Here is a 24,703-nt window from a genome sequence, read left to right on the forward strand (position 1 = left end):
CACTCCTCGCGGGGCGGCCCCGTCGCGAGGAGTGCACGAAGTGCTCGACGAGCCGCCCCGAAAGCGCAGGAAAGACCGCACAGCATGAAACCCGTCCGCCTGGTCAAGGGCTTTGTCACCGTGGGCTTCTGGACCCTGGTCAGCCGCGTCGCGGGCCTGGTCCGCGACATCTTCCTTGCCCGCTATCTCGGCGACGGCACGGTGGCGCAGGCTTTCGTCGTGGCGCAATCGCTGCCCAACATGTTCCGCCGCTTTTTCGCCGAGGGCGCCTTCAACTTCGCCTTCGTGCCGATGTTCGCCAAGAAGGTCGAGGCGGGCGAGGATGCGCAGGGTTTTGCCGGCGATGCCTTCTGGGGCCTGGCGGCCTTCCTGGCGCTTTTCTCGGCCGTGGCCATCCTCCTCATGCCGGGACTGGTGTTCCTGATGGCCTCGGGCTTCGTCGGCGACGAAAGGTTCGACGTCGCGGTGACGCTGGGCCGGATCGCATTCGCCTATATCCTGTTCATCTCGCTGACCGCGCTGATGTCGGGGATGCTGAACGCGGCGGGGAAATTCGCGGTGACCTCGGTCGTCACGGTGCTCTTGTCGCTGACCATGATCGCCGGGATGCTTCTGGCGGCGCGGATGGGCTGGGACATGGGCCGGACGCTGGCCTGGTCGGTCACCATCTCGGGGGTGCTGCAACTTCTGGCGACCTGGGCGGCGATGCGGCATCTGGGCTACCGGCTGCCGTTCCGCTGGCCGCACCTGACGCCGGATCTCAGGCGCCTGGCCGTGATCGCCGCCCCGGCCGTGCTGGCGGGGGGCGTGGTGCAGATCAACCTGATCGTCGGCCGCCAGGTCGCCAGCCTGACCGACGGCGCGGTGGTCTGGCTCTACAACGCCGACCGGATCTACCAGCTGCCGCTGGGCGTCGTCGGCATCGCCATCGGCATCGTCCTCTTGCCCGACCTGTCGCGCCGCCTGCGGGCCGAGGATCACGAGGGTTCGCGCGCCTCGTTCAACCGCGGGACCGAATTCGCGCTGCTGCTGACCCTGCCCGCCGCCGTGGCGCTGATGGTCATCGCCCTGCCGATCATCAGCGTCCTCTTCCAGCGCGGCGAATACGGTCCCGAGGCGACGTCGAACACCGCCTGGGCGCTGGCCGCCTATGGCGCGGGCCTGCCGGCCTTTGTCCTGCACAAGGTGCTGCAACCCCTGTTCTACGCCCGCGAGGACACGCGCTCGCCCTTCCGCTATGCCGTCAACTCGATGGTGGTGAACGCGGCGCTGGCGATCGGGCTGCTGCCGCTGATCGGCTGGCTTGCGGCGGCGGTGGCGACCACGGCGGCGGCCTGGGTCATGGTCTGGCAACTCTGGCACGGCAGCCGCGCCATGGGCGACGCCGCCCGCCTGGACGACCGCTTCCGCTATCGCCTGCCGCGCATCGCCTTCGCCTCGGCGCTGATGGGCGTGGTCCTCTGGGGCCTGACCCTGCCGCTGGCCGGGACGCTGGCCACGCCGGGCCTGCGCACCCCGGCCCTGGGCGGGATCGTGCTGGCCGGAATGGCGGTCTACTTCGGCACCGTGCTGGCCATCGGTGGGATGAGCTGGGTCGAGCTGAAAGGCGCCTTCCGCCGTCAGCGCTGACGCATCTTGTCCATCACCCGGGCCCAGCCGCCCGGGCTGACCACGAAGGACATCAGGAACCCGGCCGCGAAGCCGGCGATATCGGCCACCCAGTCCCAGTTGCCGCCGAACAGCACGCCGAACAGCAGCTGGAAGAACAGCAGCATCCCGATCAGGCTGAAGGCGCGATACCTGTTCGCGCCGGTCCGGGCCAGGTTCACCCACAGAAGGAAGGTGAAGGCCCCGATCAGCCCGTAGACCGCCGGATAGGCCCCGATCAGCGGCGCGCGCAGCCCCGGCACCAGAAAGCCATAGGCCAGCGCCCCCGCCACGGCCGAACCGAGGAACACCGCCAGCACCGCCCACCAGCGGAAGATCTCGCCCACCATCTTGCCCAGGGCCAGCAGGATCACCACCGCGAACATCGCATGGGTAAAGCTGCCGTGGACGATGGTATAGGTGAACAGCCGGTGCAATTCCTCCAGCGGATAGCCGCCGGTTTCCCACTGGTGGCGCATGAGGTCGGGGAAGGCCCCGAACCGCTCCACCGCCTGCAACCGCCAGCCGACACCCTGCGCGCCGCCGACCAGACCGCGCTCGGCCAGGGTCAGGACGATCTCCATCGCGACCAGCGGCAGGGCCAGGACCCAGACCACCGCCGGCAACGGGTTGATCGGCGCAGCGTTATGGTCGCGGTTCATGTCCAGCCTGCCCTGATTGACGCCTGTTGCCCCTTGGATTACGCGGGATCGCAAGCTTAATCCAGACGGAGCCAACCCATGTCCACCCCGGCCCCAACGGTCCAAACGCCGAAAACCTTCCAGCCCCGCATCTTCTCGGGCATCCAGCCCTCGGGCGGGCTGACGCTTGGCAACTACCTTGGCGCGCTGAAGCGTTTCGTCGAAAAGCAGGACGAGGGGATCGAGACGATCTACTGCCTGGTCGACATGCATGCGATCACCGTCTGGCAGGATCCCGCGAAACTGCGGCAGCAGACCCGCGAAGGGGCCGCCGCCTTCATCGCGGCGGGGATCGACCCGAAACGCTCCATCCTCTTCAACCAAAGCCAGGTCAGCGCCCATGCCGAGCTGGCCTGGATCTTCAACTGCGTGGCCCGCATGGGCTGGATGGGCCGGATGACCCAGTGGAAGGACAAGACCGCCGGCAAGAACGCCGAGGCGGCCAGCCTGGGCCTCTTCGCCTATCCGGCGCTGATGGCCGCCGACATCATGGCCTACCACGCGACCATGGTCCCGGTGGGCGAGGACCAGAAGCAGCACCTGGAACTGACGCGCGACATCGCGATCAAGTTCAACAACGATTATGGCGTGGACTTCTTCCCCATCGTCGAGCCCCTGATCGAGGGCGCGGCGACCCGCGTCATGTCCCTGCGCGACGGCACCAGGAAGATGTCGAAATCCGATCCCTCGGATCAAAGCCGGATCAACCTGACCGACGACGCCGACAGCATCGCCGCCAAGATCCGCAAGGCCAAGACCGACCCCGCGCCGCTGCCCGATAGCCTTGAGGGCCTGAAGGACCGGCCCGAGGCGCGCAACCTGGTGAACATCTACGCCGCGCTTTCGGGCCATTCCGCCGAGCAGGTCGTCCGCGACTTTGCCGGCGCGCAGTTCGGCACCTTCAAGCCCGCGCTGGCCGATCTGGCGGTGGCGAAACTCGCGCCCATCACCACCGAGATGAACCGCCTGATGGCCGACCCGGCCGAGATCGACCGCATCCTCGGCGACGGCGCGGACCGCGCCGACGCCATCGCCCGCCCGATCCTGGAGCAGGTCTACGACATCACTGGCATGATCCGCTCGCGCCGGGGCTGAGCGTCACATTCCCGTTGCGCCCCCGCACTAGGGTCGGGGCGTCCGGAGAATGCGATCTGTCCCCATCGCCCGGTCCGGCCCGCTGCCAACGGACGGACCTTCCCGACATTGCCCCCGTGCCGCCTGCACGGGGGCTTTTTCACGGCTGTGCCTCGTCATGCGGATGCTCTGCCGAGGGCGTATGCGTCGCGCCCGGTCCGATCGGCGCGCCCTCGCTGCCCTGCGGCCCATAGACCGCCGCATGCAGCCCCCAGTACAGCGAGGAGAACCCGACCAGCGCCAGCGCAAGGCCGGGCGGGATGCCCCAGAGCGATTCCCGCAACGGACGCCAGCGGTTGAGCCGCGGGGCCGGGTCGGCCGCGATCAAGACCAGGATCGCCATGATCAGCGCATGGCCCACCAGGTCGATCCGGCCAAAGGGCCAGACCGCCGCGACGAAGATCACCAGCAGCGCCAGCGCCGACAACCGCCGCACCAGGGGCGTGCCCGTCAGCCCGAACCCTAGGGTGAACTCGGCCACCCCGGCCATCGGAATGAAGACGTCGCGCGGCAGGCCGAAGGTCAGGAAGGGCCGCTCCTCGACCAGGGGATAGAACCATTCGGGATAGGCGAACTTCTCCAGGCTTGACCACATCAGCGCGATGGCCACGCCCCAGCGCAGCACCCGGAACCGCGCCGCGCGCCAGTCCTCGTTCCGGCTGGCCGCCAGCACCAGATAGCCTGCCGCCGCCACCCCGAGCGCCAGATAGTCCAGCAGGTGGAAGAAGTCGTAGTCGCGCAGCGCCAGCACCCAAAGCCCGATGATCCCCAGCGCCGACAGGGGCATGGTCCGGCGCCAGAACACCCCGACCGCGATCAGCAGTTGCGTCCAGCTGACCCATTCGCTGGGGGTTTGCAGGTCCGGCGTCAGATAGACCCCGCCGACCGAAAAGATCGCCACGAAGAAGCCGCCGATCATCGCCCGCATGAAATCGTCGCCCCGGGCCCAAAGTGGCGCGGTCGCGCGGTCGAACCCGGAAAGCGCCGCCTTTCCGGCCGCAGTCCGCTCGACAAAGCGGGTCAGCAGGAAGAAGACCAGCACCAGCGCCAGCGCGGTCCAGAACCACGGATCGGTCAGCGTCCGCATGGGAGAGGCGGGTGGCGCGCCGACGATGAAGGGCGCGAACCATTTGACATGGGCAGCCGCCGGCAGGGCCCAGAGCAGGCAGAAGACTGTAAGGCACCACCGCAGCATCGAAATCCCGCCTTGCGTCCCGTAGACAACACCGCCGCGCGCCAAGGGTTCCGGCTTTTCCACAGGAGATTTCCGAAGAAATCGCTTTACAGGCTTCCGCTTTGGCCACACCATATCTAGTAAGGTCTGCGTCAGGCATACGCTGCACCTTGCCAGACACCCAGTCCTTGGGGTCGAACGGCCCCGATGGCATCAAAATGAGGCCGGGCATGTCGCTTTCCGAAGACTACGCAACGATGGAAGATCTCCACCCGATCGACATCGTCGAGACCCTGGCCGAACACCATGCCTGGGAATTCGACCGCGTGACCGAGGACCAGATCGCCATGGCGGTCGAGGGGCAGTGGCGCACCTACTCGCTCACCCTGGCCTGGAATCCCCAGGACGAGACGCTGCGCCTGATCTGCACCTTCGAGATGGAGCCGCCGGAGAACCGGATTCCTGCGCTTTACGATGTGCTGAACCGCTGCAACGACATGGTCTGGACCGGGGCCTTCACCTGGTGGGCCGAGCAGAAGCTGATGGTCTGGCGCTATGGGCTGGTGCTGTCCGGCGGGCAGGTCGCGGGGCCGGAACAGATCGACCGGCTGATCTCCGGCGCCGTCCTTGCGGCCGAACGGTTCTATCCGGCCTTCCAGTTGGCCTCCTGGGGCGACCAGACCCCGGCCGAGGCGATGAAAGTCGCCATTGCCGAGGCTTACGGCCGCGCCTAACCTCTCCCCCGGTTTGAAGGGGGGTTCGATGACCTTGGATCGCGTGGCCCGGGACGGGCTGGTGCTGCTTGGCTGCGGCAAGATGGGAACGGCGCTGTTGACGGGCTGGCTGGCGGCGGGGGTGCCGCCGGACTCGGTCTGGGTGATCGAGCCCAATCCGACCGACTGGCTGAAGGGGACCGGAGTCCATCTGAATCAGGGGGTTCCGGCCTCGCCCGCCGTGGCGCTGCTGGCGGTGAAGCCGCAGATGATGGGCGCGGCCCTGCCCGCATTGCAGGCCCTCGGCAACGGCAAGACCCTTTTCGTCTCGATCGCCGCCGGCACCACCATCGCCAGCTTCGAGGCCGCGCTCGGCGACCGCACGCCCATCGTCCGCACCATGCCGAACACGCCTTCGATGGTCGGCCGTGGCATCACCGCGATCTGCCGCAACGCGCATGTCCCCGACGCCGACTTCGCCCTGGCGCGCGCGCTGATGGCAGCGGTGGGCCAGGTGGTCGAGCTTGCGGGCGAACACCAGATCGACGCGGTGACCGGCGTTTCCGGCTCGGGCCCGGCCTATGTCTTCCACCTGATCGAGGCGATGGCCGCGGCCGGCGAGGCCGAGGGCCTGTCCCCCGAAGTGGCGATGCAGCTGGCGCGCGCCACGGTCTGCGGCGCGGGCGAACTGGCGTTCCAAAGCCCCGAGACGGCGGCGCAGCTGCGCGTCAACGTGACCTCTCCCGGCGGGACCACGGCGGCGGCGCTGGCGGTGCTGATGGATCAGGCCACCGGCTTTCCGCCGCTGCTGAAGCGGGCGGTCAAGGCCGCCGCCGACCGGGGGCGGGAGCTGGGCAAATGACCATCACCTACGGCGATTTCGAGAAGGTCGACATCCGCGTCGGCCGCATCACCCGGGCCGAGCCCTTCCCCGAGGCGCGGAAACCGGCCTACCGGCTCTGGGTCGATTTCGGACCGGAGATTGGCGAGAAACGCTCCTCGGCGCAGGTCACGACGCATTACACGCCGGAAGAGCTGGTCGGCCGCCAGGTGCTGGGCGTGGTGAACTTCCCGCCCCGGCAGATCGGGCCGGTCCTGTCCGAGGTGCTGGTCCTCGGCCTGCCGGACGAGAACGGCCAGGTCGTGCTGATCGGGCCGGGGCATGAGGTTCCGCTGGGGGGGAAACTGTTCTGATGCAACGCCTTCTGATCACCCGTCGCCTGCCCGACCGCGTGCTGGAGGCCGCCCGCGCCCGGTTTGACGTGACGCTGCGCGACCGGACCGAGGTGCTGTCGCCCGACGAACTCCGCGCCGCGCTGCGCGACCATGATGCCGTGCTGCCGACGCTGGGCGACCGCTTCCAGGCCGATGTCTTCGCCGATGTGCCGCAGCCCCGGGCGAAACTGCTGGCGAATTTCGGCGTGGGCTACAACCACATCGACGCCGAGGCCGCGAAAGCCGCCGGGATCGCGGTGACGAACACGCCCGGCGCGGTGACCGATGCCACGGCGGACATCGCGCTTGGCCTGATCCTGATGACCGCCCGCCGCCTGGGCGAGGGCGAGCGCCTGCTGCGCGCCGGGAAATGGCAGGGCTGGGGTCCGGTGCAGATGCTGGGCACCCATGTCACCGGCAAGCGGCTGGGCGTGATCGGCATGGGCCGGATCGGCAAGGCGATCGCCCGGCGCTGCCACTACGGCTTCGGCATGGAGGTGGTGTTCTACAACCGCTCGCCGGTCGCCGATCCGGGCCTGCCCGCGCGCCAGGTCGGGATGGAGGAGGCGATGGCCGCCGATTTCGTCGTCATCGCCGTGCCGGGCGGCAAGGAGACGCATCACCTGATCGATGCGGCGGCGCTGGCGATGATGCGGCCGCAGGGCATCTTCGTGAACATCAGCCGCGGCGACGTCGTGGACGAGGCCGCGCTGGTCGAGGTCTTGCGGACGGGCCGGATCGCCGGGGCCGGCCTCGACGTCTACGAATTCGAGCCGAAGGTCCCCCAGGCCCTGATCGGGATGGAGAACGTGACCCTCCTGCCCCATCTCGGCACCGCCTGCCTGGAGGTGCGCGAGGCGATGGGGATGATGGCGGTGGCGAACCTGATCGCCTGGGCCGAGGGCAAGGCGCTGCCGAACCACGTCAACCCATGATCCTCTCCCGCGCCCGGCGGTTCATCTTCGCCCATGCCCCGAAGACGGGCGGAACGGCCTTTGCCCTGGCCTATGAGGCGAGGGCGGCCAGGGACGACATCCTGATCGGCGACACGCCCAAGGCGCGGCAGCGGGCCGGGCGCTGGAAGGGGATCCGGACGGCGGGACGGGTCTGGAAGCATTCGACCCTGGCCGATGTGGTCGGGCTGGTCACGCCCCAGGAGATCGCCGCCTGCCAGGTGGCGACGCTGGTGCGCAATCCCTGGGACCGGGCGGTCAGCTATTACCACTGGCTGCGGGCGCAGGGCTTCGCCCATCCCGCCGTCGGCCTTGCCAGGGCGCATGACTTCTCGGGCTTCCTGAACCATCCGCAGACCCGGGCCAGCTTCCGCCTCTGGCCCTACGGCGCCTATCTGCGGCAGGGCGACGGGACGGAAGCGCCGGGCGTCTTCATCCGGCTGGAGCATTTCGCCCTGGACGTCGCCCCGGTCGAGGCGCATCTCGGCTTTCGCCTGGGCCTGCCGAGGGTCAACGAAAGCGCGCGGAGCCGGGATTGGCGGGGCTATTATTCCGACGCCGACGCAACGCTGCTCGCCGACCTCTGCGCCGAGGATATCGCGCGGTTCGGCTATCGGTTCGATCCCGGGCCGTGAACCAGCGCGACCCAAAATTTTTCGTCGAAAAATTTTGGGTCACTCTCCGGTCAAGCCGCCGCCTTCCCGCCCGCGAACCGGCCGTAGAAGGTCTCGCCCTTCTCCGCCATCTCGCGCAGCAGCGCCGGCGCGTGGAAGCGCGGCCCGAACTGCGCCGTCAGCCCCCGGCAGATCTCCACCGCCCGCGCCGCGCCGATCATGTCCAGCCAGGAGAACGGCCCCCCCGACCAGGGCGCGAAGCCCCAGCCGAGGATCGCGCCGACATCGCCCTCGCGGATATCGGTCAGCACCCCATCCTCCAGCGCCCGGACCGCTTCCAGCACCTGCGCGAACAGAAGCCGGTGCTGCACGTCCGCCAGGCTGGGCTGCATCTTGTCCAGCGGATATTTCCGCTCCAGCCCCTCCCAGAGGCCCAGGCGCTCGCCCTTCTCGTCATAGGCATAGAACCCCGCATTGGCCTTCTTGCCCAGGCGGCCCTGGTCGGCCATCCAGAACAGCACCCGGTCCACCGCCTCGTCCGGGTAGTCCGCCCCCATCGCCGCCCTGGTGGCCTTGGCGATCTTCACGCCCAGGTCGATCGAGGTCTCGTCGACCAGTTGCAGCGGGCCAAGCGGCATCCCGACCAGCTTCGCCGCATTCTCGACCAGCGCCGGCTCCACCCCTTCGGCCAGCATGCGGATGCCTTCGTTGATGTAGGGGATGATGCAGCGGTTGGCGTAGAAGAAGCGGGCATCGTTGACCACGATCGGGGTCTTCCTGATCTGGCGGACGAAATCCAGCGCCTTGGCGACGGCGTGGTCGCCGGTGGCCTTGCCGCGGATGATCTCGACCAGCATCATCTTGTCGACCGGCGAGAAGAAATGGATGCCGATGAACTGCCCCGGCCGTTTCGAGACGGCGGCAAGCCCGGTGATCGGCAGGGTCGAGGTGTTGGTGGCGTAGATGCAATCCGCGCCCACGACGGCCTCGACCTTGGCGGTCACTTCGGCCTTGACCTTCGGATCCTCGAAGACCGCCTCGACCACCAGATCGACGCCCGCAAGCGCGGCATAGTCGGTGGTGGCTGCGATCCGGCCCAGCATCTCGGCCTTCTTCTCGGCGGTGACCTTGCCGCGCTTCATGCCCTTGTCCAGCAGCGCCTCGGAATGGGCGCGGCCCCGATCCGCCGCCTCCTGCGTCGCGTCGATCAGCACCACCTCGATCCCCGCATTGGCCGCGACATGGGCGATGCCCGCCCCCATCATCCCCGCGCCGATGACGCCCAGCTTCCTGACGGCCATATCCTCGACCTTCGGCCGGTTCGCGCCCTTCTCCAGCGCCTCCTTGTTGATGAAGAGGCTGCGGATCATCGCGGCGGAGGAGGGGTTCATCAGCACGCTGGTGAAATGCCGCGCCTCGATCCTCAGCGCGGTGTCGAAGGGCACCAGCGCGCCCTCGTAGACCGCGGCGAGCAGCGCCTTGGCGGCCGGATAGACGCCCATGGTCTTGGCATGGACCATCGCGCTTGCGCCGACAAAGGTCATGAACCCCGCCGGGTGATAGGGCGCGCCGCCGGGCATCTTGTAGCCCTTGGCGTCCCAGGGCTTCACCAGATCGGCATCGGTGGCCGCCAGCACCCATTCCTTCGCCCGCTTCAGCAGGTCTTCCGGGGCGACCACCTCGTCGATCAGCCCGGCGGCCTTCGCCGATTTCGGGTCGGAGAGCTTGCCCTCCAGCAGGAAGGGCGCCGCCATCATCGCGCCCAGCTTGCGGACCAGCCGCGTGGTGCCACCCGCGCCGGGAAAGATGCCGACCAGGATCTCGGGCAGGCCGATCCTGGCCTTCGGATTGTCGGCGGCGATGATCCGGTGGCAGGCGAGCGGCAGTTCCAGCCCGATCCCCAGCGCCGTGCCGGGCAGGGCCGCGACGATGGGCTTGCCCCCCTTCAGCGTCTTCGGGTCCATCCCGGCGCGCTCGATCTTGCGCAGGACCTGGTGCATCTGCATCACGCCGTCGAAGATCGCCTGCGCCCCGCCCGCCCGCATCCGGGCGATGACGTTCAGGTCCATCCCCCCGGCGAAATCCTTCTTGGCCGAGGTGATGATCACCCCCTTGACCGAGGCATCGGCCAGCGCCCGGTCGATCAGGCCGTTCAAGGCCATGAACGCCTCGGTCGACATGACGTTCATCGACTTGCCGGCCACGTCCCAGCTGATGGTGGCGACGCCTTCGGCATCGGTGGTCATGGTGAAATCGGTCATCGGTTCGTCTCCTTGGGCCAGCCGGGATAGGGCGTGCCATCCTTGTGCGACAAGGTGCGCAGGCCCTTCCGGCGCGAGTAATGCAGGTCGATGTCGGGATAGGTCACCTCGTCCTCGGGCAGGCGCGAGCCCAGGACGAAATAGGTGACCGGCTGGTCGGTGCGGTTTTCCAGGCAATGCGCATTGGCCACGCCCGCGGGCCAGCAGGCGCACATGCCGGGCGGCAGGTCATGCGCCCCGTCCTCCTCGTGCAGGGTGACGGTGCCGCCGAGGGTGTAGAGGAACTCATCCTCCTCCGCATGCCAGTGCCGGTGGCTCGACCGCGCGCCGGGCATCAGCACCTCGGTGAAGGCGCCGAACTGGGTCAGCCCGCCCGCGTCGGACAGGGGATGCGCCAGATATTCGCCCAGCGCATCATAGGGCGCGGGGGCGGAAGCCGGAACCTGCTCGCCCGGGACCGACCCGGCGCGGATCACGACCGGGTGGTCGGCGCCGTCCCAGGGCCGGCCCCAGGGCGCGCGCAGGCCCAAAAGCCGGGGCGGCAGGTCGCCCCCCTTCACCCGGTTGCCACCGGCGTCAAGGATCGCCCAGGTCGCCGCGGCGTTCACCTGGCGCAGGCCCTCGTCCGGATAGGTGCAGACATCCCCCGCCGCGCGGGTGCCGGCGATCAGATAGCGGCAGGGCGCATCGCTGCGGTTCAGCAGACGATGCGCATTCGGCCGGCCACGCGGCCAGGCGATGGCATCGCCGGGGCCAAGGTCGTGGAACCCCCCCGCGTCCTGCAGGGTCACGCAGCCCTCCAGCACATAGGCGAACTCGTCCTCGGCCGAATGCCAGTGCCGCCGCCCCGTGCTTGCGCCGGGAAACAGGGTCTGGTCATGGACGCCGAATTGCCGCAGCCCGCCCGCATCCGACAGGTGCAGCGTCACCGCCCGGCCAAGCCGCGGCAGATCGGCCTCGGGCGTCCGGGTCGGCCGCAGGGAGGCGAGGTCGAGGATCATCCCGGCTCCGATCCCGGCATGAGAACGTGACCGAAGATGTCCGCATCGGTCAGCGGCCATTCCGTGCTGTCCAGCATGTCGTATTGCGCTTGCGAAAACAGCCAGCACTCGCCGCGCCGCACCAGCGAATGCCGCGACAGATGCGGCGAGGCCACCCGCTCGCCGTTGGTGATCAGGTGGCTGTAGTGCCAGCCGTCGATCCGGTCGCGGGCGACGAAATCGGCGGTGCGGGCGATGCGTTCGTAATGCGTGATGCCCCGCGCCCGCAGCCCGTTCACGATCACCTCGAATGTCGGGCGCATCTCCTCGGCCGAGGCGACGAGAAAGGTCGCCTTGCGGGTCTGGACCAGGAAGGGCAGGTCGAACAGCGTGATGAAGGCCGGGAAATCCGCCTCCCGGACGGCCTTGCTTACCGCATCCAGAGCAGCCTGGAAAATCTCCAGCGGATTCATCGCACCCCCCTGAAATCGCTGCCGTCCTTATGGGTGAAGCGGGCCTTTCCGGCCTCGATCTCCAGCCGCAGGTCCACGTCGGAATAGGTCGCAACCTCGCGCGGGGCCCTGGTGCCGACCACCAGGAACCGCGCCAGCCGGTCGCTGCGGTTGATGAAATGATGCCCATCGGGATCGCCCGCCGGAAAGGCCGCGCAATCGCCCGCCCGCATCACGGTTTCGCCCGCGTTCTGCACCAGGGTGCATTCGCCCTCGGTCACCATCACGAACTCGTCCTCGTGCCGGTGCCAATGGCGCAAGGAGGACAGCGCGCCCGGCTCCAGCGTCACCAGGTTGACACCGAACTGCGTCAGCCCCCCGGCCTCGCCCAGCCGCAGCGAGGACCGGCCCCGCATCATGCCGGCATAGGGTTCGGGATAGATCGAGCCGGTCTTCACCGGCGCCCTGGCGGGGTCGATCACGGGCATGGCAAGCCCCCTGCCGGGGCACCTGCCCCCGAGGACCTCAGGCAGACAGGGCGAGAGACGCGAAATGAGGCCGGAATTCCGGCATCGTCAGCGTGAGGTTCTGCACCATCTCGATCATCAGGCCGGCGGATTCGGCGGTCAGATAGTAGATCGTGGAGGCGCAGCGCGACTCTTCCGGCGACTGGGCCCGTTCCTCCCAGTCGACCCAGACCCGGATGCCCCGGCCGCGCGGCAGTTCCAGCGCGGCGATCCGCGGAACCAGCGCGAACACGCCCCGCTTCAGGTAGAGGGCCCGTTGCAGGACCAGCATCGACTCGGCCTCGGCCGGGGTCCGCACGATGACCGGGCCGGCGCCCAGCCAGACCGGGAACGGATAGCGATAGCCCGCCGTCACGCGGTCGAACTGACCGGACATCAGCCAGTCGGCACGATTGCGCAGGTGCGATGCGACCCGAGTGAACACGATCCGGCAGTCCTTCCCAGTATTTCGTGCAAGCCTTGAGATTGGGAGAATCATCCTTGAGATGACGGGAAAAGACGACTTTTCGATGGCCGCGGGCGACATCGCGGTGGCCATGATGTCGCAGCATGACGCAGGGTAAGGTCGCGGCCGGCATCGGTCACACCCGCTCGATGATCGTGGCCGCGCCCATGCCGCTGGCGATGCACAGCGTCGCCAGGCCCAGCTCCTTGTCCTGCCGCTCCAGCTCGTCCAGGAGCGTGCCGATGATGATCGCCCCCGTCGCGCCCAGCGGATGCCCCATGGCGATCGCGCCGCCGTTGACGTTGACCAGCGCCGGATCGACGTCGAAGGCCTGCTGGAAGCGCAGGACCACGCTGGCGAAGGCCTCGTTCACCTCGAACAGGTCGATGTCGCGGATGTCGATGCCGCTGTCCTTCAGGATCTTCTGCGTCGCGGGCACCGGGCCGGTCAGCATGATCGTCGGATCGGTGCCGATCTTGGCGGTGGCGCGGATCCGGGCGCGCGGCTTCAGCCCGTGGGCCTTGCCGAACTCGGCGCTGCCGATCAGCACGGCGGCTGCCCCGTCGACGATGCCGCTGGAGTTTCCGGCATGGTGGATATGCTCGATCCGCTCCAGATGCGGGTATTTCATCAGCGCGACCTTGTCGAAGCCCGGCATCGCCTCGCCCATGTCCTTGAAGGCGGGCCGCAGCGCGCCCAGGGTCTGCATGTCGGTGCCGGGCCGCATGTATTCGTCGGTGGCAAGGATCGGCAGCCCGTTCTGGTCGCGGATGGTCAGGACCGACCTGTCGAACCGCCCCTCGGCCCAGGCCTGCGCCGCGCGGCGCTGCGATTCCACCGCCAGCGCATCGGCCTGGTCGCGGGTGAAACCGTATTCGGTGGCGATGATGTCGGCGCTGATGCCCTGCGGCACGAAATAGGTCTTCATCGCAAGGCCGGGATCCACCGCGATCGCCGCCCCGTCGCTGCCCATGGCGACGCGGCCCATCATCTCGACCCCGCCGGCGATATAGCCATGCCCCGCGCCGCCCCTGACCTGGTTCGCGGCCAGGTTCACCGCCTCCATCCCGCTGGCGCAGAAGCGGTTGATCGCAAGGCCCGGGATCCGCTCGTCCAGCCCCGAGGCCAGCACCGCCGACCGCGCGAGGCAGCCGCCCTGCTCGCCGACCTGGGTGACATTGCCCCAGATCACATCCTCGACCGCATGGCCCTCCAGCCCGTTCCGCTCCTTCACGGCGTCCAGCACCTTCGCGGACAGCGCGACCGAGGTCAGCTCATGCAGCGCGCCGTCGGGCCGGCCCTTGCCGCGGGGGCTGCGCACGGCGTCGTAGATATAGGCTTCGGTCATCTTCGTCTCCTCAAGCGCCGGGGAAGGCCCGGGTCATCAGCTCATAAGGGTGCCGCCAGCCCGGCAGCCCGGCGATGCGGCCAAGCCAGGCGTCGACATGCGGCCAGTCGGCCCGGTCAAAGCCGAAGGGCTCGGGGTAATAGAGATAGCCGCAGCAGCTCAGGTCGGCGATGGTCGCGCCCTCGCCGACGATCCAGTCGCGCGTGGCGAGGTGGTCGTCCAGCACCCGGTAGGCGGCTTTCAGGCGGCCCTGCAGGAAGGGGACCACCCCCTCGGGGCGCTTCTCCGGCGGCAGGAAATTCATCAGGAAGCGGGTCGTGCCGATCGTGGTGGAAAGCTTGTGGTTGTCCCAGAACAGCCAGCGCAGGATCTCGCGCCGTTCCGCGGCAGACCGGCCGCCCAGCTTGCCGGTCTTCGACGAGACATAGTCCAGGATCACCCCCGACTGGCTGAGCGTCAGCTCGCCATCGACCAGCACCGGCACCTCGCCCATCTCGTTGACCGTCCGGAACTCCGGCGACCGCGCCTCGCCCTTGAAGAAGTCGACGAAGACCGGCTCCCACCCCAGACCCGCCATTTCCAGGGCGAGAGCGCATTTGTAGGCGTTGCCGCTTTCACCGAAACAGTAAAGCTTCATGACCGTCCCCCCTTTTGCCTCCCCCACCCTGACCTCTCGGACCTCTGTCCGGAAGCCTCCTCCTGCGCCTTCGGCATCTCGTCGGGACTGCCGGCGAGGAGTGACGAAGTCATCGACGAGCGGCCCCGGCTCAGAACGCCTCGGCCGCCAGCGCCATCACCGGATCGGCGCCGCTTTCGATCCGTCCCAGATGCATCGCGCAGGCCGGCAGCTGGCGCGCCATGTAGAAGCGCCCCGTCGCGATCTTGGCCTCGTGGAAGGCGCGGTCGCTGGTGCCCGCGTCCAGCGCGGCATAGGCCGCCCCGGCCATCCGGGTCCACATCAGGCCCAGGCAGACATGGCCCATCATGTGCAGGAAGTCATGGGACCCGGCCAGCGCCGCATTCGGATTCTTCATGCCCTCGGCCATGAAGAACATCCCCGCCTGCTGCAGCGCCTTGGAGGCGGCCTTCAGCGGTTCGGTGAACGCGGCCATCCGCGGGTCGGCGTCATGCGCCTTCGCCTCGGTCTTCACCATCTCGAAGAAGGCCATCACATGCCTGCCGCCATCCGCCGTAAGCTTGCGCCCCACCAGGTCCAGCGCCTGCACGCCATTCGCGCCCTCGTAGATCATCGCGATCCGGGCATCGCGGGCGAACTGCGACATGCCCTGTTCCTCGATATAGCCGTGCCCGCCATAGACCTGCTGCGCCTGCACCGCCATGTCAAAGCCCTTGTCGGTCTGGAAACCCTTCAGGACCGGGGTCAGAAGGCCGACCAGCCCGTCCGCGGCCTCATCGCCGTGATGCGCCCGGTCGATCAGCGTCGCCCCCCAATAGGTCAGCGCGCGGGCGCCTTCGACAAAGCTTCTCTGCTCCATCAGGCTGCGGCGGATGTCGGGATGGACGATCAGCGGATCGGCCGGGCCCTCGGGGTTCTTCGCGCCGGTCACGTCGCGGCCCTGCAACCGCTCCTTCGCGTAAAGCGCCGCGTTCTGATAGGCCGCCTCGGCCACCGCATAGCCCTGCAGCGCCACGCCAAGCCGGGCCTCGTTCATCATCGTGAACATGGCCTTCATGCCCTTGTGCAGGTCCCCCAGCAGCCAGCCGGTCGCCCCGTCATAGTTCATCACGCAGGTCGCATTGCCGTGGATGCCCATCTTCTCCTCGACCTTGCCGACCGAGACGGCGTTGCGCTCCCCCAGCGAGCCGTCCGGATTCACCAGCAGCTTCGGCACGATGAATAGGCTGATCCCCTTCGTCCCCTCGCCGCCGCCGGGGGCCTTGGCCAGCACCAGATGGACGATGTTCTCGGCCATGTCGTGATCGCCGGCCGAGATGAAGATCTTCTGCCCGGTGATCCGGTAGCTGCCGTCCGCCTGCGGCTCGGCCCTGGTGCGCAACAGCCCCAGATCGGTGCCGCAATGCGGCTCGGTCAGGTTCATCGTGCCGGTCCATTCGCAGGTGACCAGCTTCGGCAGCCATTGCCGCTTCTGCTCCTCGGTCCCGTGCGCCAGGATCGCGGAATAGGCGCCGTGGGTCAGGCCCTGATACATGTTGAACGCCATGTTGGCCGAGACGAAGGCCTCGTTCACCACCGTATGCATCAGATAGGGCAGGCCCTGCCCGCCGTATTCGGGGGCCGCGTCCAGCGCCATCCAGCCGCCCTCGGAGAGGGTGCGGAACGCCGCCTTGAACCCCGTGGGCGTGCGGACGACGCCGTTTTCCAGCTTGCAGCCCTCACGGTCGCCCACGGCGTTCAGCGGGGTCAGGATCTCCTCGGCGACCTTCGCCGCCTCCTCCAGCACCGCCCCGGTGAAAGCCCGGTCCAGATCGCCATAGCCGGGAATCCCCGAGGCGCCGACCTGCAAGACGTCGTGAAGCAGGAACTGCATGTCCTTCACGGGGGCGGTATAGCTTGGCATTTCCTTCCTTCTCCCTTTGATCGCGGTCTTCAGGCCGCCTGGCGCGGCACCAGGCCCATTGCCCTGGCCTCGGCAAGCTCGGCTTCCAGGTCGGCGATGGCCTGGTCCAACTCGTCCCGCTGGTCCTTCATGCCGGCCAGCCGCTCCAGCGCCAGTTCGTAGATCCGCTGCCGCTGCGCCGCGTCCGAGCCGTCGCGGTCGTAAAGATCCAGCGTCTGCCGGATGTCCTCAAGGCTGAACCCGAAGCGTTTGCCGCGCAGGATCAGCTTCAGCCGCGCCCGGTCGCGCCGGGTGAACAGCCGCCTGGTGCCCTGCCGGATCGGCGACAGCAGCTCCTTCGCCTCATAGAAGCGCAGGGTGCGCGGGGTGACGTTGTAGGTCTCGCACATCTCGCGGATGGTCATCGTTTCGGTCGTCGTCTCGGACGTCATGGCAGAACTCTCGGGCATGGCAGCATCTGCATCCGAGATGCGCGGCCAGTCTGGGGAATACCAGATAAGGTGACGTTAACGTCACCGTGACGTCGCGTCACGATCCCGGCCGACGCCGCGTCAGCCGAAGGGGCTGTCCCGGACGGCCGCCGGCGCATCGGCCTGCGCCGCACTGGCGCCTTTCCGCCGCCTCCGCTAGAACGGCGGAACATGGCGATCACCCTCACCTCCCTTGCCGATCTGGCCGCGCATGGCTTCGATGACATCATCGACGTCCGCTCGCCCGCCGAATATGCCGAGGATCACCTGCCCGGCGCGATCTCGCTGCCCGTCCTCGACGACGAGGAACGCGCCCGCATCGGCACGATCTACAAGCAGGTCTCGCCCTTCACCGCGCGCAAGCTGGGCGCGGCGCTGGTGGCCAGGAACGCGGCCCGGCATCTGGAAGGCCCGCTCGCCGACCGGCCGGGGGGCTGGCGGCCGCTGGTCTATTGCTGGCGCGGCGGGCAAAGGTCGGGCTCCTTCGCGCTGATCATGGGGCAGATCGGCTGGCGGGTGGAGACCCTTGCCGGCGGCTACAAAAGCTGGCGCGGGCTGGTGGTCCGGGCGGTCTACGACACGCCGGTCGCGGCCCCGGTCGTGGTCTTCGACGGCAACACCGGCTCGGCCAAGACCGAGGTGCTGAACCTCCTGCCCGGTTTCGGCGTGCAGGTGATCGACCTCGAAGGGCTGGCCCGTCATCGCGGCTCGCTTTTCGGCAACCTCGGCCCGCAGCCCTCGCAGAAGGCGTTCGAGGGCGCGCTGGCGCAGGTTCTGGCCGGGCTCGACTCCGGCCGCCCCGTGGTGGTCGAGGCGGAAAGCTCCAAGATCGGCGAATGCCGCATCCCGCCGGAGTTGTGGAAGGCGATGACCGCCGCCCCCCGGGTGACCATCGCCGCCCCCCGCCCCGCCCGGGCCGAGTACCTGGCGCGGGCCTATGCCGACATGACCGCCGACCCCGCCCGCCTCGCCGCCACGCTGGACCTGCTGAAACCCCTGCACCCGCGCGAGGTGATCGAGGCCTGGCAGGCGCTCGCCGCCTCCGGCGAATTCGCCGCGCTGGCCGAGGGCCTGATGGAACGCCACTACGACCCCCGCTACGGCAAGCACCGCGAACGGATGCCCGCCCCCGCGGCCGAGATCGCCGCCGACCGCCTCGCCCCGCAGGACCTGCCGGGCATCGCCGAGCGTCTGGCCGGTGCGATCCGCCGCCTCTAGACCACCGTCAGATGCGGCGCGCCCGCCGTGACCCGCCCGATCCGGGCCGCGTCATGCCCCGCCACGCGCAGCGCCCGGACCAACCCCTCCGCCGCCGCCTCGGGCACCGCCGCCAGAAGCCCGCCGCAGGTCTGCGGATCGGTCAGGAGGTCCACCCTCGGATCGACCGGCGCGGTCATCCGCCAGCTTGCCGCCGCCAGATTCGCCGGCTGCAACGAGGATCCCTGCCCCGCCCGCGCCAGGTCCACCGCGCCCGGCAGGAAGGGCACCGCCTCCAGCCATAATTCCGCCGCCGCGCCCGAGGCCTCCAGCATCTCCAGCAGATGCCCCGCCAGGCCGAAACCCGTCACATCGGTCATCGCTTGCGCCTCCGGCGCCAGGATCGCCGCGGCGTCGCCCTGCCCGCGCTCCATCTGCGCGATGCAGGCGACCCAGGCCTCGCCCAGCAACAGCCCCGGCAGCCGCGCCAGCGCCATCTCCGCCGCCAGCACCGTGCCCGAGCCCAGGGGCTTGGTCAGCAGCAGCGCATCCCCCGGCCGCGCGCCGCCCTTGCCGACCACCCGCCCGGCAAGGCCGGTGACCGTGAAGCCGATCGTCAGCTCGGCCCCTTCGGTGGAATGCCCGCCCACCACGTCGGCCCCCGCCGCGCCGAAGCTGGCCGCCGCCTCCGCCATGATCTCGCCCAGCATCCGCGCCTGCAATTCCGGCCCCAGCGGCGGCAGCACCACCTGCGCCAGCGCCGCCTGCGGGCGGGCGCCCATCGCCCAGATGTCGCCCAGCGCATGCAGCGCCGTCAGCCGCGCCATCAACCGGGGATCGTTGCAGAAGGCACGCAGATGGTCGGTCGTCAGCACCTGCACCCCCGCGCCAGCACGCAGCACCGCCGCATCGTCGCCCGGCCCCGACAGGACCTCGGGCCGCTGCGGCGCGGGCAGCCCGGCCAGGGCCGCGGCCAGCACCCCCGGCCCCAGCTTCGCCCCGCAGCCGCCGCAAAGCGGCCGCCCCGCCAGATGCGCCGCCAGCCCCTCGGTCGCCGCCGCCGGCACCGCCGCCCGCGCCATCGCCGGCAGGTCCGAGAGCCGCGCCATGAACGCCCGGTCGATCCGGTCCTTCAACCGCCAGAGCCGGCGCCCCGCAAGCGACAGCCCCCATTTGTCCGCCACCGCCTCCTGCGGGCCCAGCGCCACCAGCTTCAGGTAATCCCGCTGCGGGCGGAAGCGCCGCAACCTGCCGCCAGACAGCGCCGCGCGCAGGTTCGCCTGCAGGACCGGCGCCGCGCGGACGGCAAAGACCCCCGCCTTCGGCCGCGCCGCCCCGGCCAGGGTCGCGCAATCCCCGGCCGCGAAGATCCGTTCGTCCGAGGTCCGCAAACAGGCATCCGTCACCAGAAAGCCGCGCTCCTCCTCCAGCCCCGTCCCGGCCAGCCAGCCCTGCGGCCGCGCCCCCGCCACCATCAGCGTGAAATCCGAGCCGACCTCCTCACCCCCCGCCAGCCTCACGCAGGACGGGCCGATCCCCACCACCTCGACCCCGGTCCGCAGCGCGATCCCCTCCGCGCGCAGCCGCGCCAGCACCCTGCGCCGCGCCGAAGCGCCCAACCCCGGCAGAAGCCGCGCCTCGCGGTCGACCAGCACCACCTCCGGCCGCGCCCCCTGCGCCGCCAGCCGGTGGCGCGAGGCCAGCGCCAGCTCCACCCCGCCCAGCCCCGCGCCCAGGATCACCACCCGGGGAAAGGCCAGGCGGCGCGCGACAAAGGCCTCCCAGGCGGCGGCGTAACCGGCCATCGGCTTCGCCGGCACCGCATGTTCCACCCCCGGCAGGCCGGGCAGGTCCGAGGTGATGCCCACGTCGATCGAGCAGAGGTCATAGTCCAGCGGCGGCCGCCCCTCCAGCCGCACCCGCCGCGCCGCAGGGTCCAGCCCGGAGGCGCGGTCCAGGATCAGCCGCGCGCCCGCGAACCGGGCCAGCCGCACCAGGTCGATCATCAGCTCCTCGCGCCGGTAATGCCCGGCGACCAGGCCGGGCAGCATGCCGGTATAGGGCGCCACCGGATCGGGATTCACCAGCGTCAGCCGCGTGCCCGGCACGGGGTCCATCGCCCACATCCGCAGCACCAGCGCATGGGCATGGCCGCCGCCGACCAGCACGAGATCCTTGATCGCGGGATAGGCGGGGGTCATCTTGCCTCTCGCATGGCTTCGCCAGCCCTCTACCCCAGCCGGCGGCGAAAGACGAGCATCCGGCCCGACCTCCGGCAAGACCGCGCCTCCCCTCCGGCGGCAGCGCATGTGTCAGGGACAGGAGCCTCCGGCGGGAGTATTTTTGAAAAGAGCAAGCAGCGTTACGCTTCGTCAACCTTTCCGGACGAAGCTCTCCGGGCGGTACAGGGAGGAGTCCCGATGACCGCAAAAGGGCAAGTCGCCCCGGCGGCGTGGGAAGCTCTCCCTTCGCACTGTAGTGGTGCCGACCGCCGGGGCGCATCCGCCCCCTGATCTTGCTCTTTTCAGAAATACTCCCCGCGGAGCGTCCGCACCATCCACCTTCCCGAACACCGGAAATCCGGGCCGCGGCAGCGCCGTCCGAGGGGCTCGATGCCCCGAGGACGGCCCCCCTTCCCGGATCAGGCCGCGCGGGCGCTCCGCCCCCATGCCAGCGGTTTCCCGGACCGAGGGCGAAACCACCGGCAACCCCGGGGTTCCGCAAGCCTGCAAGGGCAGGTTCAGCGCAGCAGGTTCAGCACCTCGAGGCTGGGATAGCCATCCGGCACCAGCCCGCGCGCCTTCTGGAAGGCCTTCACCGCCGCCACGGTCCTCGGCCCCATCCGCCCGTCCACGCCGCCCGGATCGAATCCGGCCTGCCCCAGCCGGTCCTGCAGCTCCCGCCGCTCCTCCAGCGTCAGGGCGCGCAACTCGCGCGGCCAGCCCGCCCGGATCGCCGGCCCCCCCTTCAGCCGGTCCGAAAGACTGCCGACCGCCACCACATAGGCATCGGCGGTATTGTACTTTTCGATCACCTGGAAGTTCGGAAATATCAGGAAAGCCGCCCCGCGATGCCCTCCAGGCAGCAAAATCGAACCTGACCCATGGTCCGGCAGGTCCGCGCCGGAGACGGTCCTGACCCCCATCGCCTGCCACTCGGCCACCGGCTTCACCACCCGCTCGGTGGTCTGGTCATGGTCGAACCCCTCGGGCAGCTTGACCTCCACTCCCCAGGGCTGCCCCTTCGTCCAGCCCCAGTGCCGCAGGTAATTCGCCGTCGAGGCCAGCGCATCCGCCGGATCCTCGCCCCAGAGGTTCCGCTTCCCGTCCCCGTCGAAATCGACCGCGAATTTCTCCCAGCTCGATGGCATGAACTGCGTGTGCCCCGATGCCCCCGCCCAGGAGCCCGCGAACCGCTCGACATGCCCGCCCGCGACGATCTTCAAGGCCGCGATCAGCTCCGCCTCGAAGAACGCCCCTCGCCGCCCCTCATAGGCCAGCGTCGCCAAGGAGCCCAGCACCGGCAACTCGCCCCGATAGCTGCCATAGGCGCTCTCCAGCCCCCAGATGGCCGCCACGACTTCCTTCTCGACGCCGTATTCCGCCTCGATCCGCTCCAGCAGCGCGCGATGCTTCGCCACCGCCTGCAGCCCCAGCGCCACCCGTTCCTCCGACACCGCAGTATCCAGGTAATCCCAGATCGTCTTGGAAAACTCGTTCTGGTTCCGGTCGCGCTCCACCACCTTCGGATCGAACGCCACCCCGCGCAGCGCCGCGTCGAAGGTCGCCGCCGGCACCCCCGCCGCCAGAGCGCGCGGCCGGAAGTCCGCCACCCACCCGTCCAGCCCGGCCTGAGTCCCCATCTCCACCTCCACCCCCGCCACCGGATCGGGCAGGATCGTCTGCGCAAACCCTGTCGAGGCAAGGCACCACATCGCCAAGATCCAGACGACTTTCCTCAACTGCATGGCTTTCATACTGGCCCAAATATCCCACGGGGGTCCGGGGGTGTGAAACCCCCGGTCCCTCATCGCCGCTTGCGCATCAGCCGCCGCTTCGCCGCCGCCTGCGCGGGCTTCCGGGGGCTGTACTTGCCCCCCTTCCGGCGCGGAGGCCGCACCACGGCACCCTCCACAGACAAAAGCTCCAGGATCAGCCCGCCCGTCACCGGCACCGCCTCGGAAAGCCGCACCATGACCTTCTGCCCGATCCCCAGCACCAGCCCGGTCTCGGCCCCCATCAGCGTCTGGCTGCCCTCGTCATAGTGGAAATACTCCCGCCCCAGCGCCCGCACCGGGATCAGCCCGTCCGCCCCGGTCTCGTCCAGCCGGACAAAGACGCCAAAGCGTTGCACGCCCGAGACATGGCCCGCGAACTCCGCCCCGACCCGGTCCGCCAGATAGGCCGCCAGGTAACGGTCGGTCGTGTCCCGCTCCGCCGCCATGCTGCGCCGCTCGGCCTCCGAGATCAGCTTGCCGGTCTCCTCCAGGTTCTCCTCGTCCCAGGCGGACAGCCCGTCCTTGCCCCAGCGATGCGCCGAGATCAGCGCGCGATGCACGATCAGGTCGGAATAGCGCCGGATCGGCGAGGTGAAATGGGCATAGTTCCGCAAGGCCAGCCCGAAATGCCCGAAATTCTCCGGGTGGTAATAGGCCTGCGTCATCGACCGCAGGGTGGAGAGGTTGATCAGCTCGTCGAACTCCGTCCCCTCGGCCTGCGCCAGCAGCCGGTTCAGGTGCCTGGTCTGCAACACCTGCCCCTTGGCCAGCGTCATCCCCGCGCTTTCCGCCACCTCGCGCAGCCCCTCCAGCTTCAATGGCGAGGGTTCCTCATGCACCCGGAACAGAAGCGGATGCTTCAGCCGGATCAGCTCCTCGGCCGCCGCCACATTGGCCAGGATCATCATCTCCTCGATCAGCCGATGCGCCTCCAGCCGCTCCTTGAACGCGACCGAGGTCACGCGGCCCTGATCGTCCAGCTCGATCCTGCGCTCCGGCAGTTCCAGGTCCAAAGGCTGCCGCACCTCCCGCGCCCGCTTCAGCGCGGCATAGGCGGCGTAAAGCGGCTTCAGCACCGGCTCGACCAGCGGGGCGGTCTTCTCGTCGGGCGCCCCGTCCACCGCCGCCTGCACCTGCGCATAATGCAGCGAGGCCGCCGAGCGCATCATCCCCCGCACGAAGCGGTGGTTCCGCTTGTGACCCTCGCGGTCGATCACCATCCGCACCGCCAGACAGGCCCGGTCCACCCCCTCGTGCAGCGAACACAGGTCGCCCGACAGGATGTCCGGCAGCATCGGCACCACCCGGTCGGGGAAATAGGTCGAATTGCCCCGCTTCCGCGCCTCGCGGTCCAGGGCCGAGCCCGGCGTGACGTAATGCGCCACGTCGGCGATGGCGACCCAGATCACGAAGCCGCCGATATTGCCAAGATCGGTATCCGCCTGCGCCAGGACCGCATCGTCCCGGTCGCGCGCATCCACCGGGTCGATGGTCAAGAGCGGCAAGTCGCGCAGATCCTCGCGCCCCGCCATGCCCACCGGCTCCGCCCGGTCCGCCTCGGCGATCACCGCGTCGGGAAAGACATCCGGGATGCCGTGCTGGTGGATGGCGATCAGGCTCGCCGCGCGCGGCCCCGCCGGGTCGCCCAGCCGTGCCACCACCTGCGCCGCTGGAAGGCCCAGCCTGCGGCCGCCCACCGCCTCGGCCTCGACCAGCTCGCCATCCTTGGCGCCCATGCTCATGTCGGGCGAGACGCGCCATTCCTTGTCGTCGCCCTTCTCGATCGGCACGATCCGCCCACCCTCGCGGCCGATGCGGAACACCCCCAGCACCTTGCGCGGGTTCGACCCCAGCCGCCGGATCAGCCGCGCCTCATAGGCGTGGTCCTCGGCCTCCACCTTCGCCAGCCGCGCGAGGATCCGGTCCCCCGCGCCCAGCGCCGGATCGCCCTTCTTCGGCACGATCAGGATACGCGGGGTCTCGTCCACCCCCTCTTCCAGCGGCCTGGCGTAAAGATCACCGCCCGCATCCGGCGGCAGAACCTGCAAGACCGCCACCGGCGGCAGCACCCCCGGCTCGCGGAAGCGGCGGTCGGATTTCTCCACCACCCCCTCACCCTCCAGCTCGCGCAGCAGGCGCTTCAATTCGATCCGCGCATCGCCCTTGATGCCAAAGGCCTTGGCAATGTCGCGCTTGGCCGCAAGGCCGGGGTTCTCGGAAATCCACTGACGGATTTCATCCTTGGAGGGCAAAGGTTTCATGCCCAAGTCCTAGCACGACGGGCAGCCCCCGACTACCCGGACCAGCAGCTTGCTCTTTTCCCAAATACTCACCT

22 protein-coding genes are annotated in these 24,703 nt (G+C 69.2%); 8 read left to right on the forward strand and 14 right to left on the reverse strand.

What is annotated here, in order from left to right; translation table 11 throughout:
• Positions 1 to 84: 84 nt before the first annotated feature.
• A complete protein-coding gene (gene murJ / locus ACE3UA_RS14685; RefSeq protein WP_374646392.1) occupies positions 85 to 1,629 on the forward strand; it encodes a murein biosynthesis integral membrane protein MurJ in 1,545 nt (514 codons plus the stop codon).
• Here the strand turns inward: murJ and ACE3UA_RS14690 are convergent.
• Positions 1,620 to 2,309, reverse strand: a complete 690-nt coding sequence (locus ACE3UA_RS14690) for a rhomboid family intramembrane serine protease (RefSeq protein ID WP_374646394.1) — start codon at positions 2,307 to 2,309, stop codon at positions 1,620 to 1,622. The two genes, murJ and ACE3UA_RS14690, sit on opposite strands and share 10 nt — an antisense overlap.
• A 78-nt stretch (positions 2,310 to 2,387) precedes the next feature.
• On the opposite strand from ACE3UA_RS14690, the gene trpS reads away from it, so the two are divergent.
• Positions 2,388 to 3,443, forward strand: a complete 1,056-nt coding sequence (gene trpS, locus ACE3UA_RS14695; RefSeq protein WP_374646396.1) for a tryptophan--tRNA ligase — start codon at positions 2,388 to 2,390, stop codon at positions 3,441 to 3,443.
• 139 nt (positions 3,444 to 3,582) lie between these two features.
• Here the strand turns inward: trpS and ACE3UA_RS14700 are convergent, their stop codons facing one another.
• Entirely contained in the window at positions 3,583 to 4,677 is a 1,095-nt protein-coding gene (locus ACE3UA_RS14700) for a DUF305 domain-containing protein (protein ID WP_374646398.1), read from the reverse strand.
• Positions 4,678 to 4,886: 209 nt separating this feature from the next.
• Between ACE3UA_RS14700 and ACE3UA_RS14705 the strand changes: the two genes are divergently transcribed.
• The 5 genes from ACE3UA_RS14705 to ACE3UA_RS14725 are packed head-to-tail and all read left to right on the forward strand — an operon-like array spanning position 4,887 to position 8,172.
• Positions 4,887 to 5,390 carry a YbjN domain-containing protein gene (locus tag ACE3UA_RS14705; protein WP_374646400.1) on the forward strand — a complete coding sequence of 168 codons (504 nt, stop codon included), beginning with the start codon at positions 4,887 to 4,889 and terminating at the stop codon, positions 5,388 to 5,390.
• Between the two features lie 28 nt (positions 5,391 to 5,418).
• On the forward strand, positions 5,419 to 6,231 hold the full coding sequence (gene proC / locus ACE3UA_RS14710) for a pyrroline-5-carboxylate reductase (RefSeq protein WP_374646402.1): 813 nt from the start codon (positions 5,419 to 5,421) through the stop codon (positions 6,229 to 6,231).
• The gene (locus ACE3UA_RS14715) at positions 6,228 to 6,563 is read left to right on the forward strand and encodes a tRNA-binding protein (RefSeq protein WP_374646404.1); all 336 of its coding nucleotides are present in this window, start codon (positions 6,228 to 6,230) and stop codon (positions 6,561 to 6,563) included. Before proC ends, ACE3UA_RS14715 begins: the two co-directional genes overlap by 4 nt.
• Complete coding sequence (locus ACE3UA_RS14720) at positions 6,563 to 7,519, forward strand: 2-hydroxyacid dehydrogenase (RefSeq protein WP_374646406.1); 957 nt, start codon at positions 6,563 to 6,565, stop codon at positions 7,517 to 7,519. The genes ACE3UA_RS14715 and ACE3UA_RS14720 overlap by 1 nt, the downstream gene beginning before the upstream one ends.
• Positions 7,516 to 8,172 carry a Type II secretory pathway, pullulanase PulA gene (locus tag ACE3UA_RS14725; RefSeq protein ID WP_374646408.1) on the forward strand — a complete coding sequence of 219 codons (657 nt, stop codon included), beginning with the start codon at positions 7,516 to 7,518 and terminating at the stop codon, positions 8,170 to 8,172. Before ACE3UA_RS14720 ends, ACE3UA_RS14725 begins: the two co-directional genes overlap by 4 nt.
• 50 nt (positions 8,173 to 8,222) lie before the next feature.
• Here ACE3UA_RS14725 and ACE3UA_RS14730 read toward each other — a convergent pair whose 3' ends face one another.
• The 9 genes from ACE3UA_RS14730 to ACE3UA_RS14770 form a co-directional block, all read right to left on the reverse strand.
• Complete coding sequence (locus ACE3UA_RS14730; protein WP_374646410.1) at positions 8,223 to 10,412, reverse strand: 3-hydroxyacyl-CoA dehydrogenase NAD-binding domain-containing protein; 2,190 nt, start codon at positions 10,410 to 10,412, stop codon at positions 8,223 to 8,225.
• Positions 10,409 to 11,413 (reverse strand): cupin domain-containing protein, encoded by a 1,005-nt coding sequence (locus tag ACE3UA_RS14735; RefSeq protein WP_374646412.1) that lies wholly within the window; start codon positions 11,411 to 11,413, stop codon positions 10,409 to 10,411. Before ACE3UA_RS14735 ends, ACE3UA_RS14730 begins: the two co-directional genes overlap by 4 nt.
• Positions 11,410 to 11,865: a hypothetical protein gene (locus ACE3UA_RS14740; RefSeq protein WP_374646414.1), complete on the reverse strand. Its 456-nt coding sequence runs from the start codon at positions 11,863 to 11,865 to the stop codon at positions 11,410 to 11,412. The genes ACE3UA_RS14735 and ACE3UA_RS14740 overlap by 4 nt, the downstream gene beginning before the upstream one ends.
• On the reverse strand, positions 11,862 to 12,332 hold the full coding sequence (locus ACE3UA_RS14745) for a cupin domain-containing protein (RefSeq protein WP_374646416.1): 471 nt from the start codon (positions 12,330 to 12,332) through the stop codon (positions 11,862 to 11,864). The genes ACE3UA_RS14740 and ACE3UA_RS14745 overlap by 4 nt, the downstream gene beginning before the upstream one ends.
• A gap of 37 nt (positions 12,333 to 12,369) precedes the next feature.
• Positions 12,370 to 12,795 (reverse strand): hypothetical protein, encoded by a 426-nt coding sequence (locus ACE3UA_RS14750; protein ID WP_374646418.1) that lies wholly within the window; start codon positions 12,793 to 12,795, stop codon positions 12,370 to 12,372.
• 157 nt (positions 12,796 to 12,952) lie between these two features.
• Positions 12,953 to 14,164 carry an acetyl-CoA C-acetyltransferase gene (locus ACE3UA_RS14755; RefSeq protein WP_374646420.1) on the reverse strand — a complete coding sequence of 404 codons (1,212 nt, stop codon included), beginning with the start codon at positions 14,162 to 14,164 and terminating at the stop codon, positions 12,953 to 12,955.
• A gap of 10 nt (positions 14,165 to 14,174) precedes the next feature.
• The gene (locus ACE3UA_RS14760; RefSeq protein WP_374646422.1) at positions 14,175 to 14,801 is read right to left on the reverse strand and encodes a glutathione S-transferase family protein; all 627 of its coding nucleotides are present in this window, start codon (positions 14,799 to 14,801) and stop codon (positions 14,175 to 14,177) included.
• A gap of 130 nt (positions 14,802 to 14,931) precedes the next feature.
• Positions 14,932 to 16,704 carry an acyl-CoA dehydrogenase C-terminal domain-containing protein gene (locus ACE3UA_RS14765; protein ID WP_374646424.1) on the reverse strand — a complete coding sequence of 591 codons (1,773 nt, stop codon included), beginning with the start codon at positions 16,702 to 16,704 and terminating at the stop codon, positions 14,932 to 14,934.
• Positions 16,705 to 16,733: 29 nt separating this feature from the next.
• Entirely contained in the window at positions 16,734 to 17,135 is a 402-nt protein-coding gene (locus ACE3UA_RS14770; protein ID WP_374646426.1) for a MerR family DNA-binding transcriptional regulator, read from the reverse strand.
• A gap of 210 nt (positions 17,136 to 17,345) precedes the next feature.
• On the opposite strand from ACE3UA_RS14770, the gene mnmH reads away from it, so the two are divergent.
• Positions 17,346 to 18,392, forward strand: coding sequence for a tRNA 2-selenouridine(34) synthase MnmH (gene mnmH / locus ACE3UA_RS14775; protein WP_374646428.1), 1,047 nt, complete (start codon positions 17,346 to 17,348; stop codon positions 18,390 to 18,392).
• Here mnmH and selD read toward each other — a convergent pair.
• From selD to rnr, 3 genes are all read right to left on the reverse strand, one after another.
• On the reverse strand, positions 18,389 to 20,572 hold the full coding sequence (gene selD, locus ACE3UA_RS14780) for a selenide, water dikinase SelD (RefSeq protein ID WP_374646430.1): 2,184 nt from the start codon (positions 20,570 to 20,572) through the stop codon (positions 18,389 to 18,391). The two genes, mnmH and selD, sit on opposite strands and share 4 nt — an antisense overlap.
• A gap of 539 nt (positions 20,573 to 21,111) precedes the next feature.
• A complete protein-coding gene (locus ACE3UA_RS14785) occupies positions 21,112 to 22,305 on the reverse strand; it encodes a lytic murein transglycosylase (protein ID WP_374646432.1) in 1,194 nt (397 codons plus the stop codon).
• A gap of 92 nt (positions 22,306 to 22,397) precedes the next feature.
• Complete coding sequence (rnr, locus tag ACE3UA_RS14790; RefSeq protein WP_374646434.1) at positions 22,398 to 24,629, reverse strand: ribonuclease R; 2,232 nt, start codon at positions 24,627 to 24,629, stop codon at positions 22,398 to 22,400.
• Positions 24,630 to 24,703 lie beyond the last annotated feature (74 nt).

It is taken from the genome of Tabrizicola sp., from assembly GCF_041919135.1.
Classification (GTDB): domain Bacteria; phylum Pseudomonadota; class Alphaproteobacteria; order Rhodobacterales; family Rhodobacteraceae; genus Tabrizicola.